At 55.1% G+C, this 18,762-nt stretch carries 17 protein-coding genes and 1 other RNA gene; 9 read left to right on the top strand and 9 right to left on the bottom strand.

What is annotated here, in order from left to right:
• The first annotated feature begins 97 nt into the window (after positions 1-97).
• The 3 genes from ffs (at position 98) to ACOTX2_RS10210 (ending at position 906) form a co-directional block, all read left to right on the top strand.
• Positions 98-194: signal recognition particle sRNA small type (gene ffs / locus ACOTX2_RS10220), an RNA gene on the top strand.
• Between the two features lie 248 nt (positions 195-442).
• Positions 443-694 carry a hypothetical protein gene (locus ACOTX2_RS10215; RefSeq protein ID WP_022647261.1) on the top strand — a complete coding sequence of 84 codons (252 nt, stop codon included), beginning with the start codon at positions 443-445 and terminating at the stop codon, positions 692-694.
• Positions 691-906, top strand: coding sequence for a hypothetical protein (locus tag ACOTX2_RS10210; protein ID WP_006809861.1), 216 nt, complete (start codon positions 691-693; stop codon positions 904-906). The genes ACOTX2_RS10215 and ACOTX2_RS10210 overlap by 4 nt, the downstream gene beginning before the upstream one ends.
• Before the next feature lie 70 nt (positions 907-976).
• Here the strand turns inward: ACOTX2_RS10210 and ACOTX2_RS10205 are convergent, their stop codons facing one another.
• Positions 977-2,398: a PLP-dependent aminotransferase family protein gene (locus ACOTX2_RS10205; protein WP_022647262.1), complete on the bottom strand. Its 1,422-nt coding sequence runs from the start codon at positions 2,396-2,398 to the stop codon at positions 977-979.
• A gap of 84 nt (positions 2,399-2,482) precedes the next feature.
• Here ACOTX2_RS10205 and ACOTX2_RS10200 point away from each other — a divergent pair, with 84 nt between their 5' ends.
• From ACOTX2_RS10200 to ACOTX2_RS10190, 3 genes are all read left to right on the top strand, one after another.
• Entirely contained in the window at positions 2,483-3,094 is a 612-nt protein-coding gene (locus tag ACOTX2_RS10200; protein WP_022647263.1) for a YczE/YyaS/YitT family protein, read from the top strand.
• 75 nt (positions 3,095-3,169) lie between these two features.
• Positions 3,170-4,240: a LacI family DNA-binding transcriptional regulator gene (locus tag ACOTX2_RS10195; protein ID WP_045307885.1), complete on the top strand. Its 1,071-nt coding sequence runs from the start codon at positions 3,170-3,172 to the stop codon at positions 4,238-4,240.
• 103 nt (positions 4,241-4,343) lie between these two features.
• Positions 4,344-7,433: a beta-galactosidase gene (locus tag ACOTX2_RS10190; RefSeq protein ID WP_063843847.1), complete on the top strand. Its 3,090-nt coding sequence runs from the start codon at positions 4,344-4,346 to the stop codon at positions 7,431-7,433.
• 51 nt (positions 7,434-7,484) lie between these two features.
• Here the strand turns inward: ACOTX2_RS10190 and ACOTX2_RS10185 are convergent, their stop codons facing one another.
• Entirely contained in the window at positions 7,485-9,044 is a 1,560-nt protein-coding gene (locus ACOTX2_RS10185) for an EAL domain-containing protein (RefSeq protein ID WP_100148825.1), read from the bottom strand.
• 213 nt (positions 9,045-9,257) lie between these two features.
• Between ACOTX2_RS10185 and ACOTX2_RS10180 the strand changes: the two genes are divergently transcribed.
• Both ACOTX2_RS10180 and ykgO read left to right on the top strand, forming a co-directional pair.
• Positions 9,258-9,518: a type B 50S ribosomal protein L31 gene (locus ACOTX2_RS10180; protein ID WP_015571255.1), complete on the top strand. Its 261-nt coding sequence runs from the start codon at positions 9,258-9,260 to the stop codon at positions 9,516-9,518.
• A gap of 2 nt (positions 9,519-9,520) precedes the next feature.
• Entirely contained in the window at positions 9,521-9,661 is a 141-nt protein-coding gene (gene ykgO / locus ACOTX2_RS10175) for a type B 50S ribosomal protein L36 (RefSeq protein WP_003859006.1), read from the top strand.
• On the opposite strand, the gene ACOTX2_RS10170 is transcribed toward ykgO, so the two are convergent.
• A complete protein-coding gene (locus ACOTX2_RS10170) occupies positions 9,658-10,368 on the bottom strand; it encodes a GNAT family N-acetyltransferase (protein ID WP_046620525.1) in 711 nt (236 codons plus the stop codon). The two genes, ykgO and ACOTX2_RS10170, sit on opposite strands and share 4 nt — an antisense overlap.
• A gap of 102 nt (positions 10,369-10,470) precedes the next feature.
• Between ACOTX2_RS10170 and ACOTX2_RS10165 the strand changes: the two genes are divergently transcribed.
• Positions 10,471-11,931, top strand: a complete 1,461-nt coding sequence (locus ACOTX2_RS10165) for a PLP-dependent aminotransferase family protein (RefSeq protein ID WP_023299463.1) — start codon at positions 10,471-10,473, stop codon at positions 11,929-11,931.
• Here the strand turns inward: ACOTX2_RS10165 and ACOTX2_RS10160 are convergent.
• The 6 genes from ACOTX2_RS10160 to acrA all read right to left on the bottom strand — a co-directional run bounded on the left by ACOTX2_RS10160 (position 11,903) and on the right by acrA (position 18,739).
• The gene (locus tag ACOTX2_RS10160) at positions 11,903-12,370 is read right to left on the bottom strand and encodes a YlaC family protein (protein ID WP_022647269.1); all 468 of its coding nucleotides are present in this window, start codon (positions 12,368-12,370) and stop codon (positions 11,903-11,905) included. The genes ACOTX2_RS10165 and ACOTX2_RS10160 overlap by 29 nt on opposite strands.
• Positions 12,371-12,486: 116 nt before the next feature.
• Positions 12,487-13,038 carry a maltose O-acetyltransferase gene (gene maa, locus ACOTX2_RS10155; protein ID WP_023305596.1) on the bottom strand — a complete coding sequence of 184 codons (552 nt, stop codon included), beginning with the start codon at positions 13,036-13,038 and terminating at the stop codon, positions 12,487-12,489.
• 207 nt (positions 13,039-13,245) lie between these two features.
• Positions 13,246-13,464: an HHA domain-containing protein gene (locus ACOTX2_RS10150; protein ID WP_015571250.1), complete on the bottom strand. Its 219-nt coding sequence runs from the start codon at positions 13,462-13,464 to the stop codon at positions 13,246-13,248.
• Positions 13,465-13,492: 28 nt separating this feature from the next.
• Complete coding sequence (gene tomB / locus ACOTX2_RS10145) at positions 13,493-13,867, bottom strand: Hha toxicity modulator TomB (RefSeq protein WP_006809850.1); 375 nt, start codon at positions 13,865-13,867, stop codon at positions 13,493-13,495.
• A 509-nt stretch (positions 13,868-14,376) separates the two neighbouring features.
• Positions 14,377-17,523 (bottom strand): multidrug efflux RND transporter permease subunit AcrB, encoded by a 3,147-nt coding sequence (gene acrB / locus ACOTX2_RS10140; protein WP_023299464.1) that lies wholly within the window; start codon positions 17,521-17,523, stop codon positions 14,377-14,379.
• Between the two features lie 22 nt (positions 17,524-17,545).
• A complete protein-coding gene (acrA, locus tag ACOTX2_RS10135; protein WP_022647272.1) occupies positions 17,546-18,739 on the bottom strand; it encodes a multidrug efflux RND transporter periplasmic adaptor subunit AcrA in 1,194 nt (397 codons plus the stop codon).
• Between the last annotated feature and the right edge of the window lie 23 nt (positions 18,740-18,762).

Here is an 18,762-nt window from a genome sequence, read left to right as displayed (position 1 = left end):
AATAATCCAGCATCCAGTTGCCAGCGGCTTGCAATTGAGGTGCTCCACAGGGATAATGCGCCAGCGCGTTGGTTATCAACGCTCTCAATGGGGGCTCTGTTGGTTCTCCCGCAACGCTACTCTGTTCACCAGGTCAGGTCCGGAAGGAAGCAGCCAGGGCAGACGACGTGGGTGCCGGGATGTAGCTGGCAGGGCCCCCACCCATTTGTGTTCTTCTCTGAAGTTTCCCCCCTATATAAACCTTCTCAATTATGTGCCTATTTTGTTCGTGCAATATATCCTTCATTGAACTGAAATAATAATGTCATAAACCTGTAATAATAGACTGTCATTTTATTATCGGGCGTCTTTTTGTTGTCATAAGCAAAAAAATATATATCTGGATAACAAACTTATCTTCGTGTATTAAATTAAACACGTGTTCCGAAAGGATGTGACAATCATGGTAACTGCGGTTTTAAACGTTAAAATTGATGAAGCGCTAAAAGAAAGACTCCGCCACTATGCGGAAGACAATAATGAGAATTTAAGCGTGACCACAGAGAAACTGCTGCTGCTGGCATTTGAAGCAGTAGAAGAGGCGGGAGTATCGGAAGAGGATGTTGATAATCAGCATACGGAAGAAGAGAGTGTAAATCCATTTACTCCTAAAGAAATCAAAGCACTACGTAAACTTCTGAAGAAGAGAAAATGAAACAACAACTATCGACTGCCAGCGATTACAACGAGGCCTGCAATCTGTTACGTTCGGGCTATGTGAAACATGTTCGTCTTGGCTGGAATGTAGGAAGTGATGAGTTCTTTCGAATTGCGTCTGACTGGTGTGATACCGGTGCGAAAATAAAGAAAGAAGGTGAAAATTTCATTATTTCGCTGAAAGGCTTCCCGATTCCTCCTCAACATTAAGTTGTTCTTCATGAAAACAGCTGACTGCATGCGTTACAGTCAGCTGTTTTTATTGTTTCTGGCGAATAATTTACACCAGGCTCCGTTTTACTGGCGGTGTACTTTTATTTAAGGCAAGCCACAGCGGTTTGATACGCAGTAATGCCTCTTCAAGTTCTGGCGAATTGAGTGAGAAGGGCATACGCAGGTAGCGGTCAAACGCGCCTGAAAGCCCAAAGCGCGTGCCGGTGCCCATAATGATGCCTGTCGTTTCCGCACGTGCCGCCAGTTGAGTCGCCAGCATGCCGGGTAGTTCAATCCAGTATGAAAGTCCTCCCTCCGCTTCCTGAAACCGCCATTCGGGGAAATGCTCCCGTAACATCTGGCCGCAGCGGTCACGCCGTTCTGCCAGCATTTCCCGCCGGGCAGGCAGGAAGGTTTCACTGTTTTCGATAAGCCACAGCGTGGCCAGCTGTTCCAGCACCGGAGAGCCCAGATCCAGCGTATCGCGCGTCTGTGCGAGCGTGGCGATAGTACGGGACGAGGCGCGGATCCAGCCGAGACGAAGCCCACCCCAGAAGCTTTTGCCTGCGGAACCCAGCGTAATCACCGCGGCCTCCGGGTTAAAGGCGGCCAGCGGCGGCGGCGGGGGAGCATCGAACCAGAGATCGACCATGGTTTCATCCACCACCAGCGTGGTGCGGGTTTGCGCGGCGATGTCGGTTATGGTCTGACGCGTCGCGGCATCCATGCAGCGCCCGGTCGGATTATGAAAATCCGGCATTAGATAGGCCAGACGCGGGGCTGTCTGGGCAAGCGTTGCGGCAAAACCATCGGTATCCCAGCCCGTTTCTGGCAGCGAGACGCCCACGGGCCGGCATTGCGCCCCCTGAATCGCGGCTATCGCCAGCGGGTAGGTGGGATGATCCACCACCACGCGATCCCCGGGCCCGGTCATCATTCTTAAGATCAGGGCGAAGCCGCTGACGGCACCGTTCACCACCATCACTTCGTCTGCCCGGGTGGGCAGACCGCGTGCGGTGTAGCGGGCGGCGATAGCTTCACGCAGCGCTGGAAGCCCAAGCTGATCGTACCCGGTCAGCGCCAGATTCGGCGTAATGGTCGTCAGCGCGTGGGTGTAGGCCTGATGGATCTCTGGCCCTGCGTTGAGCGCGGCGGTTGAGAGATCCAGCGCCGCGCTGGCAGTGGAAAGCGTGGGCACGGCCCGGCTGTCTGGCAGGATCGCCCGGGAACCGCTGCCGTGACGGCTCTCCAGAAAACCCTCTTCACGCAGATGCGCCAGCGCGCTGCTGATGGTGGTGCGGCTGACGTCCAGTGCGGCGGCCAGTTCCCGCTCTCCGGGCAGGCGAGTGTTTAGCGCCAGCCTGCCATCCAGAATTAACAGGCGTAACGCGTCAGCCAGCTGGCGCCACCGCGGGGTGCGGGAAGAGGTTTGTTGCCAGTGCCCTAACAGGCGAACCAGAGACTGGCTTCCAAAACGACGTGATGACATGTGCAGTCCACTATTTGAAAACTGGACATTAATCATAGTGCCATTTTCAGCGAAGATGGAAGCTGGTTCTTCGGAGAAGAGAAAATGGTGCGTCGTCTGGTACAACTTTATGTCGGTTTAGCCCTTTACGGACTTTCAACCGCGATGTTTATTCGTTCGGATCTGGGTGTTGATCCCTGGAATGTTTTTCACCTTGGCGTCGCCATCCAGGCCGGAATGAGCATCGGCACGGTGATGATTTTAACCGGGGCTGCGGTGCTGCTGCTATGGATCCCGCTGCGTCAGCTTCCGGGGCTGGGTACGGTCAGTAACGTGATTTGTATTGGCCTGGCGGCAGATGCATCAATGGCATTGATCCCGGAACTCACCTCGCTGCCCGTGCGCATCACCCTGCTGGTTTCCGGCATTGTGGTTAACGCCCTTGCCACCGGAATGTATATCGGCGCGGGTTTTGGCGCAGGCCCGCGCGACGGTCTGATGACCGGCATACACGCCCGGCTGGGCTGGTCGATCCGCAGCGTGCGTACCGCAATCGAGGTGACCGTGTTGATCGTCGGCTATCTCCTCGGGGGAGCGTTTGGCGTCGGAACCGTGCTGTATGCGTTAACCATCGGCCCGCTGATCCAGCTTTGTTTGCCGTGGTTTCGCCAGAGACCGCGCATGCAGAAAGCCGCGCAGCCGGAGCGGATTGCTTAATTTTGCGAAGCGCTCACAGGCTATAATGGCGTAACTGTGTCAGAATAGTGACTACCTTTTACGACGCCAGAATCTATGAAAGCGATCACTCTTTATGACGTTGCCCGCGTGGCGGGCGTTTCTTATCAGACCGTTTCCCGGGTGATTAACGACGCGGAACACGTTTCTGCCCGTACGCGGGAAAAGGTCCGACAGGCCATGGCGGCGCTACACTATGTACCTAACCGTGGCGCGCAGCAGCTGGCCGGAAAACGCACCCGCACGCTGGGGCTGATGACCAGCGATCTGGCGCTGCATGCGCCGTCGCAAATCGCCTCAGCTGTAAAATCCCGGGCAGTGGAGCAGGGGGCTGGCGTGCTCATCTCTATGGTGGAGCAGCCCGCGCAGTGTCAGGCTGCTTTGCAGGAGTTACTGGCGCAGCGCGTGGAGGCGCTGCTGGTGAACGTTCCGCTGGAAGATGCTCAGGCAGAAATGCTTCAGGAAATGGCCTCGCCGACCCCGGTTCTTTTTCTTGATGTTTCCCCCACAGCTCGGGTTAACAGCCTCGTTTTCAATGCTGAACAGGGCGCTGCCCTGGGGACGGAGCATCTGCTTTCGCTGGGGCACCGGCGAATTGCGCTGCTCGCCGGGCCGGAAAGTTCTGTCTCTGCCCGGGCTCGTCTGGCGGGATGGAAAACTACGCTGGCTCAGGCTGGCGTTGAGGCGTTTGCGGTGGCGCAGGGCGACTGGAGCGCGGCCTCGGGCTACGAGAAAGGGCATCAGCTTCTGGCGGGCGCACAGCTGCCGGAAGCGATCCTTGTGGCGAACGATCAGATGGCGCTTGGCGTTTTACGCGCCTGTGCGGAAAAAGGCGTTGCGGTACCGGGGCAGATCTCGGTTGTCGGGTTTGATGATACGGCTGACAGCGCGTGGTTTTCCCCTCCGCTGACCACCGTTCGGCAGGCGTTCCGCGAGGCCGGTGAACGCAGCGTGGAGTGGCTCCTGGCAACAGCCCGTCACGCCGAACCCTGGCAACAACAACTTCCCGTTACGTTGATCGTTCGTCATTCCACCGCGCCGCGCGCCGTACAACAGGCCGATCGTGAAGAGCTGGCGCAACAGCTAAGAACGCTGGCGCTGCTGGCGGAGAAACTGGCGCGCAGCTAGCGCTTTTGTGATCGTGCTCGCCTGGTGACGATCAAAGTCTTTACCGCCACCGTTTACCATGGCATGTTGACTAAAATTGTGAGCGCTTCGCAAAGAGGTTGATATGTCTTCCACATTGCCGCTGACCCTCAGCGCAATTCTGGCTCGTCGTGACTGGGAAAACCCGGGCGTGACGCAGTGGAATCGTCTGGCCGCACACGCGCCTTTTCATAGCTGGCGCGATGAAACCCTCGCCCGGGAGGATAAGCCTTCGCTGAGCGAGCGTCTGCTTAACGGCATCTGGCGATTCAGCTTTTTCCCGGCACCAGAGCAGGTGCCCGAGGCATGGGTAACGGGCGATCTGTCTGATGCCGTTGAGATGCCCGTGCCGTCGAACTGGCAGATGGAGGGATTCGATACCCCCATCTACACCAACGTCACCTATCCGATAAATGTGAACCCGCCCTATGTACCGGCTGAAAACCCAACCGGTTGTTACTCGCTCACATTTGACATGGATGATGCCTGGCTGCTCAGCGGGCAAACCCGCATTATCTTTGATGGGGTGAATTCAGCTTTTCATCTGTGGTGTAACGGCCAGTGGATGGGCTATTCCCAGGACAGCCGTCTGCCTGCGGAGTTCGACCTCAGCGCGGTGCTGCGACCGGGACAGAACCGCCTGGCGGTGATGGTGTTACGCTGGTGCGACGGAAGCTACCTGGAAGATCAGGACATGTGGCGGATGAGCGGCATTTTCCGTGACGTCTCGCTGCTGCACAAGCCGGAAACGCAGATTGCCGATTATCAGATCGTGACCGATCTGAATGCCGAATGCGATCGGGCGCTGCTCCGGGTTGACGTTGCGCTGGAAGGCTTACGCTATGCCGAATGCGAGGTGGCGTTTACCCTGTGGCGTAACGGCGAAGCCTGCGCGCAAATCACGCAACAGCCCGGATCGGCCATCGTGGACGAACGCGGCAGTTGGGCGGAGCGGCTCACGGTGGCGATACCCGTGAACAATCCCGCGCTGTGGAGCGCTGAAACACCGGAACGCTATCGTTTGACCATGTCGCTTCGGGATGTGCAGGGCAACATGCTGGAGACTGAAGCCTGCGATGTCGGTTTCAGACGCGTCGAAATCAGCAACGGCCTGCTGAAGCTTAACGGCAAACCGCTGCTGATCCGCGGCGTGAACCGTCATGAACATCATCCTGAGAAGGGGCAGGTGATGGATGAGGCGACCATGCGCCGCGACATCGAACTGATGAAGCAGCATAACTTCAATGCCGTGCGCTGCTCGCATTATCCGAATCACCCTCTGTGGTACACGCTTTGCGATCGCTACGGCCTGTACGTGGTCGATGAGGCGAATATTGAAACCCATGGCATGGTGCCGATGAGCCGCCTGGCGGACGATCCGCGCTGGCTGCCTGCCATGAGCGAACGCGTCACGCGTATGGTGCAGCGGGACCGGAATCATCCGTCCATCATCATCTGGTCCCTGGGGAATGAGTCCGGGCATGGGGCGAATCACGATGCGCTGTACCGCTGGCTGAAAACCACCGATCCCACGCGGCCGGTGCAGTACGAAGGCGGGGGGGCCAGTACGGCGGCAACTGATATTATTTGCCCGATGTATGCCCGCGTCGATCAGGATCAGCCGTTCCCGGCGGTGCCAAAGTGGTCGATTAAAAAGTGGATTGGTATGCCGGACGAAACCCGTCCGCTGATCCTGTGCGAGTATGCCCACGCGATGGGTAACAGCTTTGGCGGCTTTGCCAGCTACTGGCAGGCATTCCGCAGCCATCCCCGGTTGCAGGGCGGCTTTGTCTGGGACTGGGTCGATCAGGCACTGACGAAAAAAGCGGAAGACGGCACGGCATTCTGGGCCTACGGCGGCGATTTTGGCGATAAGCCCAACGATCGTCAGTTCTGCCTCAACGGGCTGGTGTTTCCCGATCGCACTTCGCATCCCGCCCTTTACGAGGCACAGCGTGCCCAGCAGTTCTTTACCTTTACGCTGGTGAGCACCGCTCCGCTGGTCGTCGATATCCAGAGCGATTATCTGTTCCGTCATACTGACAACGAGAGTCTGCGATGGTCGGTGGCGCGTGACGGTGTGGTGTTGGCTTCCGGCGAAATAACCCTTTCTGTTGCGCCCCAGGGGACACAGCGCGTGGAGATCCCGCAGCCTGAACTTGTCTTTGAGCCGGGCGAGGTCTGGCTCAACGTGGAGATCGTTCAGCCGCAGGCCACGCCGTGGTCGCCGTCCGGCCACCGTTGTGCCTGGGATCAGTGGCCGCTCCCGGCTCCGCTGTACCTTACGCCACCGAAAGCAGGCGGAACCCCTCCGCAGTTAACGGTGCGGGACGAGGTGCTGGACATCACTCATCAGCAGCAGCGCTGGCAGTTTAGCCGTCTCACCGGCAACCTGACCCAGTGGTGGAACGCGGGCGCTGAAACGCTCCGTTCCCCGCTAACGGATAACTTTACCCGCGCGCCGCTGGATAATGACATTGGCATCAGCGAGGCGACTCGCATCGATCCGAACGCGTGGGTGGAACGCTGGAAAGCGGCAGGGATGTATGAGATATCCTCGCGCCTTATCCAGTGTGAAGCGGAACAGCATGCCCGTGAGGTGGTGGTGACCACGCAGCACGTCTGGGAGCATCAGGGTAAAGCGCTGTTTATCAGCTACAAGGTCTGGCGGATTGATGACCACGGGTTACTGCACGGTGATGTGCAGGTGACGGTGGCGTCTGACATTCCTGAACCCGCTCGCGTGGGCCTGAGCGTTATGCTGGCGGATATCCCGCAAACGGTGCGCTGGCTGGGGCTGGGCCCGCTGGAGAACTATCCGGACAGAAAACTGGCGGCGCAGCAGGGGCGCTGGGCGTTACCGCTGGACGCCATGCAGACGCCGTATATCTTCCCGACGGAGAACGGTTTACGCTGCGACACCCGTGAGCTGACGTTTGGCTCACATCACTTCCAGGGACAGTTCCATTTCTCCCTGAGCCGTTACAGCCAGCAGCAACTGCATACGACAACGCATCACCATTTGCTACGGGAAGAGGATGGCTGCTGGTTGAATCTTGATGCGTTCCACATGGGCGTGGGGGGGGACGACTCATGGAGCCCGAGCGTAGCCCCCGCCTTCATTCTGCAAAACCGTCGGCTGCGCTACACGTTTAGCTGGCAGCAGAACGGCTGAGCTGAAACGTGCGGCCACTGTCGTGGCCGCACGTAACACCGCGTAATGGGTTTATTTCCTGAGGTTGTGCTCGGCCCAGCGAATGAAATCTTCTTTAGGCAGCGCCTTGCTGAAATACCAGCCCTGTCCGTACTGCACGCCGTGGCGATGCAACCATTCGAGCTGCCCTTCAGTTTCAATGCCTTCTGCGACCATCGCCAGCTTAAGCGATTTGGCCATTTCGATGATGTGGGGAGTCACGTTCTTATACTCCAGCGCGTCCACAAAGGATTTATCAATCTTCAGGGTATCGACATCAAGATCCTGCAAATAGCTCAGGCTGGAGTAACCCGTACCAAAATCATCAATGTAGATGGCATGCCCGGAGCGCCGAAACGCAGCGATGGCAGGGGCGCTGACGGCAGGATCGGCAAAGCCGCGCTCGGTCAATTCAAGGGCGATCTGGCGCGGGTGGACGCCCCATTTGTTGAGCAATTGACTCAGCAGGCGAGGCAGCTCGGGGGACGTTAAATCGGATGGTGCAAGGTTGACAGAAATGTGCAGTTCCGGGTGATGATGCAGCCAGGCACCTAAATCCTCAAACAACTTATTCACTACCAGCTGCGTCAGCGTTGAAATAAGCCCCGTCTGCTCCGCCAGGGGAACAAAGAGATTAGGCGACAGGTCACTGCCATCTGGCTGCGGCCAGCGCATCAGCGCTTCTGCACCCACCAGTTTTCCACTGCATAGCGCCACAATGGGCTGATAGTAAACCTCGATCTCCCGGTTGTTGATCGCGTCGATCAGCCGGTTACGCGGGGACAGCAAACGGCGGAGGATGCGAAGCACAATAAGGGCTGCAACCAGGCTTATCAGTATGCCTGCCGGTAGCCAGATGATCAGCTGCTGATGCCAGGATGCCGCGAGCGGTTTTAACGATGCCCAGGCAATAACCGTAAGCCCCAGTTCTGGCACCGGTTTCAACACGTACATCGAGCCGTTGTATTGCACGCGCTTAACGTCCTGCTGCTCCTTAACGACAGAAAGAATATACGGGTCGAGAATATTGCTTCTGGCAAATATCCGATGGGTTTCGCTTCCCACCAGGGCGGCATCCATCGAAATGTCACCGAACGGGACAACATCCACAAGCGACGCCGGATCGACCATTACCAGATAATGTCCTTTCCCCAGAACGGCCATATAACGGTGAATGCCGAGGTCGTTTTGCGAGGTGAGCCACGCGCTATATCCGTCTGCGGTGATCCGCATCGGGGGCGGTAAGATCGCCGTATTACTGGATTGTTCCAGAGAGGAGCAGAGCGGCTTCAGGTTATCGATATACATCACTTCCTGAATATAGCGCCATGAGAACGCGACACGACGCATTTCGCGTAAGTGCGGAGGAGTGCAGGGCGGGGCGTTGAACAACTGTAGGTGCGTGAGCGCCTGTTTTGCCTGCGCAACGACTCTGTCGGTACGGATCAGGGCGCGCGAGGCATATCTATCCAGTGCATCCACAAATTTCGCCTCTGCCTGACGATGCGCCAGCCAGATACTGAGGCACACAGGGACCAGCACAGAGAAGATCAGTACGCCTGTCACCAGGCTGACCAGATGTCGGGTTCGCATGCTGCTGTATCCTTTCCATATGCCCGACCAGGGCATGGAGTTTGCGCGCCAGAGGAAAAATTTTTTATCGCTAAATGATATAGTTATAGCATGTAACAGTCTCTGGCAGTATTTGAAAACCTTTCAAAAACAGGCTGTGCGTCACAGGGGTTGTTTTTGCAGCAAAGCTCAGATAGTATTTTGTTATGTTATAACAATACATGAAGGCCAGAGATGAAACCGAATATCCATCCAACCTATCGCACCGTTGTGTTTCACGACACCACGGCTAATGAATATTTTAAAGTTGGCTCAACGATTAAGACAGACCGTGAAATTGAACTTGAGGGGAAAACGTATCCCTACGTTACTCTTGATGTCTCCTCTAAATCACATCCGTTTTATACCGGGAAGCAGAAGACCTTCTCGACGGATGGCAGCGCGGCACGCTTCCGCAAGCGTTTTGGTGGCTTTCTTGATGCGAAGCGAGGCTAATCATGCAGGTGCTTAACTCATTGCGCAGTGCAAAACAGCGTCACCCGGATTGCCAGATAGTCAAACGCAAGGGACGCTTATACGTGATTTGCAAATCTAACCCGCGCTTTAAGGCGGTGCAGGGGCGTAAAAAAAGACGCTAGAGGCGCGTTTCTCGCCAGCTTTCCAGGGATCTTTTCTGTTTGCCATCGACGGTAAAATTGTCGGTGGCAAGCCAGCTTTCAAACGCGCTCGCCAGCGCTGACCACTCTTTGTCGAGAATTGAAAACCAGTCGGTGTCCCGGTTTCGGCCTTTAATGACCAGCGCCTGGCGAAAACGCCCTTCAAACTGAAACCCAAGACGCAGGGCCGCTTTGCGGGAGGGTTCGTTCAGGCTGTTGCACTTCCATTCATAACGTCGGTAGCCCAGGGTATCGAACACGTACCGCATCAGCAGATACTGCGCTTCTGTCGACATGGGCGTGCGGCTTAACAGTGACGAGAAGTGAACATGTCCCACTTCTACAACGCCGTTTTTAGGATCGATCCGCATAAGGGACAGCGTCCCGACAGGAGATTGGGTCTGGTTATCGATAACGCTAAAGTGGATGGGATCGGATAATTTGCTCACGCTCGCCACCCATTCGGCAAACTCCTCTGCGGTGGCATCGGGTTCACGCAGCAGCCACGTCCAGCTTCGGGTATCTCCGGCCAGGGAATACGCAGAGAACAACGCGTGGGCATGCTCCACGCGCAGCGGCTCAAGCCGACAATAGCGACCCTGAAGTACCACCCGGGACGGGTGCGGGCGAGGCTGCCAGTCGGTAAGGCTTTCCCCTACAGGTTGTCCAAACTCATTGAATATACTCATCTTTATTTCCACGATGTTGAAAAGATCTCCAGATTAGTGAATTACTGGTTCCTTAAAAAGAACCACCAGGCTATGTTTTGCTGGTACCACGAGGAGGTAAAGATGAATATACCGGGTGATGAGCTATACACCCTGCTCCATGCTGCGCTGAAAAAACGTGGGGAAGAAACGCTCCAGCGCGCGCTCTACCTTGCTTTGCGGGAGGCCATACTGTGCGGAAGGCTTCGGTCCGGCAGTCATTTGCCCGGTTCGCGAACGCTGGCGCAGCAGATCTCGGTGTCCCGAAACACCGTTAATGCGGCGCTGGACCAGCTCACGCTCGAAGGTTATTTGCTGCGTAGCCGCCAGGGTACGCGGGTGGGGCAATTCGCTCATCGTACGATTGCCCGGACATTACCGGACCCGGACGTCAGGCTGACAAAACGTGTTGCCCTGCTGCCCGCGCCTGTGCCGCGCGACACTCCGGTGATGGCATTTACGCCAGGAACGCCTGCCATCAACTATTTCCCCTTGCCGCTGTGGCGGCGGTTATACGATCGCGTCCTGCGCGAGGAGGGGAGCGCCCTGTTAGGGTATGGTGACCCGGCCGGCGAGCCGACGCTACGGGCCGCCATTGCCCGCCATCTTGCGCTCTCCCGCGGCATTGACTGCGATGCCAGCCAGATTGTGATAACCGAAGGGGCACTGGAGGGCGTCAATCTGTGCACGATGCTGTTAAGCGAGCCGGGGGATGTCGCCTGGGTTGAGAATCCCGGCTATAGCGGCGCTAAAAGCGCTTTCGTCAAAACCGGCCTGGCGATGAGCGGCATACCGGTTGATGACGAGGGGATGTGCTGGGAAGGGTTGTGTGCGCCTTCACCCACGCTGATTTTTACCTCGCCATCGCATCAGTTCCCTTACGGAAGCGTGCTCAGCGCGCGGCGGCGTCTGGCGCTGCTGGAACTGGCCCGGCAGCACAGCGCGTGGATCATTGAGGACGATTACGACAGCGAATTCCGTTATGCCGGTGAGCCCGTACCGGCGATGCTGGGAATGGTCAACAATGCGCCCGTTGTGTATCTGGGGACGTTCAGTAAAACGCTGTTTCCGTCGCTCAGAATGGGGTTCATGGTATTACCGCCAGCGCTGGCGAAGGCAGCGCGTCCGGCCATCGGCTCGCTGCTGCGCGGCGGGCATCGCGCTGAACAGCGCACCCTGGCGCTATTTATTGAGGAAGGCCACTATGCGCGACATCTTGCCGCCATGCGCCGACTTTATCGTAAGCGATACCGCCAGTTGCGGGAGGTGCTAAGTGCAGAGCTTCATACGCCGCACCGTGTTCTTGCCGGAGAAGGAGGGATGCACCTGGCGCTGGCGATTGACGGTATCGACGACCAGCGGCTGGTGGAGCAGGCAAGAGCGTTTCAGCTGGCACCCGCTGCACTGAGCGGGTACTACCTTGAGACGACGCAGGGGCAAACCGGTCTGGTTTTAGGTTACGGCAATACCTCTGCTTCGCAGTTTGCGCCGGGTATTCGACGTCTTCAGGCGCTCATTACACAGCAGCGGGGCGGGAAAGGGTAAAGACATCATAAAAAGAGAGCTGGCCCTTGGTGATGACCATTTTCTGCAACTTCTCTTTTTGCCCGGCTTCGACAGCCGGCGAGTGCAGGATGCTGTCGATCAGCTCCTTCGGCACGTAACGCGTGTTGTACCACTCCCCGTTGTAGCAGACGCGGAAATCGAGTACGTCGATATCTTCATACCGGTAACGCGGATTGACGTCGAAAAAGAAAAACGCGTTAAACACCACGAACAGCACAACCAGCAGCCAGACGGAATCGACCAGCGTTTCAGACTTCAGCATGACGATAAGCGTTGCCAGCCAGGCGGCGTACATGGCGACGAACAATCCGGGATGTTTGCGAATAAAGCTGATGCTAAAGCGCGGACGATTGTCGCGCTTTTCGCGGGTATTGAGCTCGTCGATGGTGGCGGTAAGCAGGCGCTGTATCTCTGTCATTTTTTGCCTTTATGATTGTTAAAAATACAGGTGATCTGCCTATTTTATGAGAGGGGTTTATGCGATGAAAGTAACAGTTATGCCAGGAAAAAGCATAACAGTTACTCAGGATGCGCTTAGATCATTTTAATGATTTTCGCCGGATTCCCGCCCACTACCGCATTGGCCGGCACGTCTTTGGTCACTACCGCGCCGGAAGCGATAACCGCATTATCGCCAATGGTCACGCCCGGATTAATCACCGCGCGTCCGCCGATCCAGACGTTATGGCCTATGGTGACCGATTTACCGTACTCCAGCCCGCTGTTACGTTCGGTCGCGTCCAGAGGATGCGTGGCTGTATAAATGTGCACCCCCGGTGCGAGCATACAGTTATCGCCAATGCGGATAGGGCAGACGTCCAGCATGACGCAGTCGAAGTTGGCGTAAAAATTGTTGCCCAGATAGATGTTATAGCCGTAGTCGCAGCGGAAACTCGGCTCAATATAAGCGCCTTCGCTTTGACCCAGCAGGTCAGATAATAAGGCGCGACGTTCGGCCTTCTCATCGGGTGCGGTATGGTTATAGCGGTGAACAATATGACGAGCGCGTAAACGGTCAGCCCTCAGCGTGTCATCGCCGGGGCGATAATATTCACCGGCAATCATCTTCTGTTTTTCTTCACTCATGGGAACCTCTCTGGAATCGTTTTACGTAGCGTAAAGAGGATTAGCCAGAAAGGGAACGTTCCCTAAAAGTGGCTGTAACGGGAGTCACAACATTCTTGCGTATAAATACGTTTTATACGGGGACCTGGCGTTTGCACTTGAAGCGTAATACGAAAGGTAAATTCAGCTTAACAACGGGCGTAGTGCCTTAAAGTCTCTCTTCAACGACTAACGAACAAATTTCCATACCGAAGAGGGGATCTTGTCATAGAGTTTATTCATGGTCAGTTCAGCAAGACGATGGTCGGCAGCTGAATAAAATACCGCCAGTTCATTATCAGACAGCTCGTATTTATTTTTCTCAATAACACGTTCGAGCGTGTCAATTGACTGACAGCGTCGCAGGCGCATCAAATAATCGACTTTAGTTAATGGTTTATCAGACATAAAATTCACCTTAGTATTTGTAATAATTTTAACAGGAAAGACTAACCGGATTAGCTCTGCTGACATTCGTGAAGCAGCGAAATAGACGGTTTCCTGATTTACGCCATTTCTGCAAATCCTGTGCGTTAATGCCGTAGCTGCTGAACAACATAAAGGTGTCGTCCAGGTATTCATCAATTTGCTCTATCAACTTATTATCTTCATTGTACTTAATTTTATAATTAAGTGCGAAGGTTGCGATATGCTCGATCAGCTCATTAAGCTGTAAATTGATCGCAGACGTTGGATCGTTCACCCAGCCATGGTTACTTTCTTCAAGATTGGCAAGGCAGTCATGGTACAAGGATTCGCAGAGAAATTTCAACTGCGCGATATCATGCCTTTTTGGCGAGTACTCGTCCATAGCGCATCCCCTTCTGAGTGATTTTTTACTCACCGAACATCATGTCGGGATGGATACAACTTGCTTAGCCACACGGGAGCTGTGTTCCTGATAACACTAACTATAAGCCACTCTGATCAGGATTTCACCGCGCTATTACGAAAAATTACAATTAAAACGTTTCCTTGCGAGCGCTTACGCAAATGTGACCTCAGACGCGAACACTTTTATCGAGAGAAACCCTTTTTTTAATCCGTTCCTTAAGATTCATTGAGTTAGCGCAATGTTTCATTTGAAGTCCGGATTCAGATGTCTTCGGCATTTTCGATGATTTAGGATTTGTCCGAATATTTTAGGCGATGAATTGATATTAAAAGAATGCTGAATTCTACGATTAGCTTATCGGATTATTATGATAAGTCTTATCAGGACGGGTGAAAATAAATAAAACGACAATAAGACTATTTTATGAATTTTTCTGAAAATGAAAAAGGCCGCAAATGCGGCCTTTTTATCATGTGAAACCGGTATCAGTGATGTTCTACCGAATGATTGTGCTCCACATCTTCATTTTTGCGGCTAAAGCGGCGACGTACCACCACGAAGAACACCGGTACAAAGAAGATGGCGAGAACGGTCGCAGTGACCATACCACCCATTACACCGGTACCTACCGCGTTCTGTGCGCCGGAGCCTGCGCCTGAGCTGATAACCAGCGGCATAACGCCGAGGATAAACGCCAGGGACGTCATCAGGATTGGACGCAGACGCATACGAACGGCTTCAAGCGTTGCTTCAATCAGGCCTTTACCTTCTTTCTCCATCAGATCTTTGGCGAATTCGACGATAAGTATCGCGTTCTTCGCCGACAAGCCAATGGTTGTCAGCAGGCCCACCTGGAAGTAAACGTCGTTAGTCAGCCCACGGAAGGTTGCGGCAAGCAGCGCACCGATAACCCCCAGCGGAACCACGAGCATAACGGAGAACGGAATCGACCAGCTCTCATACAATGCCGCCAGACACAGGAACACCACAATCAGTGAAATGGCGTACAGGGCAGGGGCCTGGTTACCGGACAGACGTTCCTGATAGGACATACCGGTCCAGTCGTAGCCAATACCCGCAGGCAGTTTGCTGGCCAACTCTTCCATCAGGTTCATGGCTTCACCGGTGCTTCGGCCCGGCGCCGCCTGACCGAGGATCTCCATCGATGGCAAGCCGTTATAACGCTCCAGACGCGGCGAACCGTATTCCCAGCGCGAAGTTGAGAAGGCGGAGAACGGCACCATCTGGCCATCGCTGCCGCGAACGTACCAGTTGTTGATATCGTTCGGCAGCATACGGTATTGCGCTTCGGACATGACGTACACTTTCTTCACGCGACCACGGTCGATGAAGTCGTTGACGTAGCTGCCACCCCAGGCTGCACCCAGCGTGGTATTGATGTCACTGATGGACACACCCAGCGCCTGTGCTTTTTCCTGGTCGATATCGATCTTGTACTGCGGCGTATCTTCCAGACCGTTAGGACGCACGCCCACCAGCAGGTCAGGGTGTTTAGCCACCTCGCCAAATAGCTGGTTACGCGCCTGAGTCAGTTTTTCGTGGCCCAGACCGCCCTGGTCAATCAGCTGGAAGTCGAAGCCGGTCGCCGTACCCAGTTCAACAATCGCTGGCAGGTTAAAGGCGAAGACCATCGCATCTTTAATCTGTGAGAAGGTACCCATGGCCCGGTTGGTAATGGCTTCAACTTTGTTCTCATCACCCGGACGTTCGGACCAGTCTTTCAGAGAAACGAAGGCAATACCGGTGTTCTGACCACGACCCGCGAAGCCAAAGCCGTTAACCGCAAACACGGATTCGACGTTGTCTTTCTCTTTGGTCAGGAAGTAGTCGGTCATCTCATCCAGCACTTTTTGCGTACGTTCTTGCGTCGCACCCGCCGGAAGCTGAGCCATGCTCAGGAACACGCCCTGGTCTTCATCTGGCAGGAACGAGCTTGGCAGACGAACAAACAGGAAAGCCATGCCCACCACGATGATGATATAGAGCAGCAGATAACGACCGGTGCTGCGCAGGATGTTCCCCACGCTGTCGGTGTAGTGGTGCGTACTCTTATCAAACATGCGGTTAAACCAGCCGAAGAACCCTTTGTGCTCGCCGTGGCCACCTTTCTTAATCGGCTTCAGCATGGTCGCACACAGGGCTGGCGTCAGAATCAGGGCTACCAGCACCGACAGCGCCATCGCGGAAACGATGGTAATAGAGAACTGACGGTAAATCGCACCGGTTGAACCACCGAAGAAGGCCATCGGGATAAATACCGCAGACAGAACCATCGCGATACCGACCAGCGCGCCCTGGATCTGGCCCATTGATTTACGGGTTGCTTCCTTCGGCGGCAGGCCTTCTTCCGCCATCACACGCTCAACGTTTTCGACCACTACGATGGCGTCATCCACCAGCAGGCCGATGGCGAGCACCATCCCGAACATCGTCAGGGTGTTTATCGAATAGCCAAATATCGCCAGAACCGCGAAGGTGCCGAGCAGTACAACCGGCACGGCGATGGTTGGGATCAGCGTTGCGCGGAAGTTTTGCAGGAACAGGTACATTACCAGGAAGACGAGGATGATCGCCTCAACCAGGGTTTTTACCACTTCGTGAATCGAAATTTTAACGAACGGCGTGGTGTCATACGGGTAAACAATTTTCAGACCTGACGGGAAGAAAGGTTCCATCTTCTTCAGTTCTGCACGGATAGCCGTCGCGGTGTCCAGGGCGTTCGCCCCAGTCGCCAGTTTGATACCTAAACCGGAAGCCGGTTTACCGTTGAACTTCGCAATAACGTCGTAGTTCTCGCCACCCAGCTCCACTTTCGCCACGTCACGCAGGCGAACCTGTGAACCGTCCTGATTCACCTTCAGCAGAATTTTACTGAACTCATCCGCCGAGGTCAGACGCGTTTGCGCGATGATAGACGCGTTAAGCTGCTGGCCTTTCACCGGCGGCGTGCCGCCTAACTGACCGGCTGCAACCTGGGCGTTTTGCGCTTTAATTGCGCTGATCACGTCAACCGGGGTCAGCTGGAAGTTGTTCAGCTTATTCGGATCCATCCAGATACGCATCGCGTACTGTGAACCGAACAGCTGAACGTCACCCACACCAGACGTACGGCTGATGGCGTCCTTCATGTTGGCGCCCACGTAGTCGGAAATATCTTCCTGCGTCATGGTGCCATCGGTGTTAATCACGCCGACAACCATCAGGAAGCTACTGGACGATTTCTCGACGCTCACACCCTGTTGTTGCACTTCCTGCGGCAGCAGGGGCATCGCCAGCTGCAGTTTGTTCTGCACCTGAACCTGCGCAATGTCCGCATCCGTACCGGATTCAAAGGTCAGGGTAATCTGAACTGTACCGGTTGAGTCACTGTTTGAGGACATGTACATCAGGTTATCGATACCGTTCATGTTCTGTTCGATAACCTGCGTAACGGTGTCCTGCACCGTTTTGGCATCAGCGCCCGGGTAGGTTGCGGAGATCGTCACTGCCGGCGGCGCAATCGTTGGATATTGCGCAACAGGCAGCTTCAGGATCGCAAGTCCCCCGGCCAGCATGATGATAATGGCGATCACCCACGCAAATATGGGGCGATCGATAAAGAAATTAGGCATGTCTTAACGGCTCCTGTTTAAGTTAAGACTTGGTTTGTTCTGACTGGCCAGCGGCCGATGCTTGTTGTTTGTCGTCAGATTTCACTTCCTGAGCTTTGACCTGCGCGCCAGGACGAACTTTTTGCAAACCAGTAATAATCACGCGATCGCCATCTTTCAGACCTTCCGTTACCAGCCACTTGTCGCCAATCGCCTGCGTTGCAGTGATATTGCGTGTTTCGACTTTGTTATCGGCACCCACAACCAGCGCGCTCGCATCGCCACGTGGCGTACGGGTCACACCTTGCTGCGGAACCAGAATGGCGCTTGGGTTAGTCCCTTCTTCAAGACGGGCGCGTACGAACATACCCGGCAGCAGGGTTTTATCCGGATTCGGGAAAATAGCCCGGATGGTGATAGAGCCGGTGGTCTGATCGACGGTCACATCAGAAAATTCCAGTGTGCCTGTCTGTGAGAACTTGATACCGTCGTTGGTAACCAGTTCAACTTTGGCTTTACCGTTTTCCTGTTTCAGTTGTCCGCTGGCAAGCTCCTGTTTGAGACGCAGGAAATCGTTGCTGGACTGTGTAACGTCAACGTAGATCGGGTCAAGCTGCTGCACGGTGGCCAGCGCGTTGGTTTGACCGTTCTGCACCAGCGCACCTTCGGTGACGGCTGATTTACCAATGCGACCGCTGATAGGGGAGGTCACTTTGGTGTAGGCGAGGTTAATACGCGCGGTTTCTACCGCCGCTTTCGCCGCCACAACGGCTGCATTGGCTTGCTGTGCATCGGCCAGGGCAGAATCGTAATCCTGTTGGCTGATGTACTGCGTGCCGAGCAGTTTCTTGTAACGATTCAACGTCAGTTGCGAAATTTTGGCTGCCGCTTCTGCTTTCGCCAGATCGCCTTTAGCGCTCTCATAAGACGCCTGATAGGTTGCTGGATCAATCTGATAAAGAGACTCACCTGCTTTCACATCACCGCCTTCGGTGAAGTTACGTTTCAGGATGATACCGCTCACCTGCGGACGTACTTCTGCAATGCGATAGGCGCTGGTGCGGCCCGGTAGTTCTGTTGTCATCTGGAGAGGTTCGGATTTGAGCGTCACGACGCCAACTTCTGGCACCTGCTGAGCTCCTTGTTGAGCCTCTTTGTCGTCACATCCTGTAAGCGCTAAGCTGCCTGAGAGCATCAGAACGACCGCCAGAGGCGTTAACCCTCTGTTTTTGTTCATATGTAAACCTCGAGTGTCCGATT

The sequence above is a fragment of the Enterobacter cloacae complex sp. IR5412 genome (genome assembly GCF_049237385.1).
Lineage (GTDB): Bacteria > Pseudomonadota > Gammaproteobacteria > Enterobacterales > Enterobacteriaceae > Enterobacter > Enterobacter intestinihominis.
This window is presented reverse-complemented; position numbering and strand designations above follow the sequence as displayed.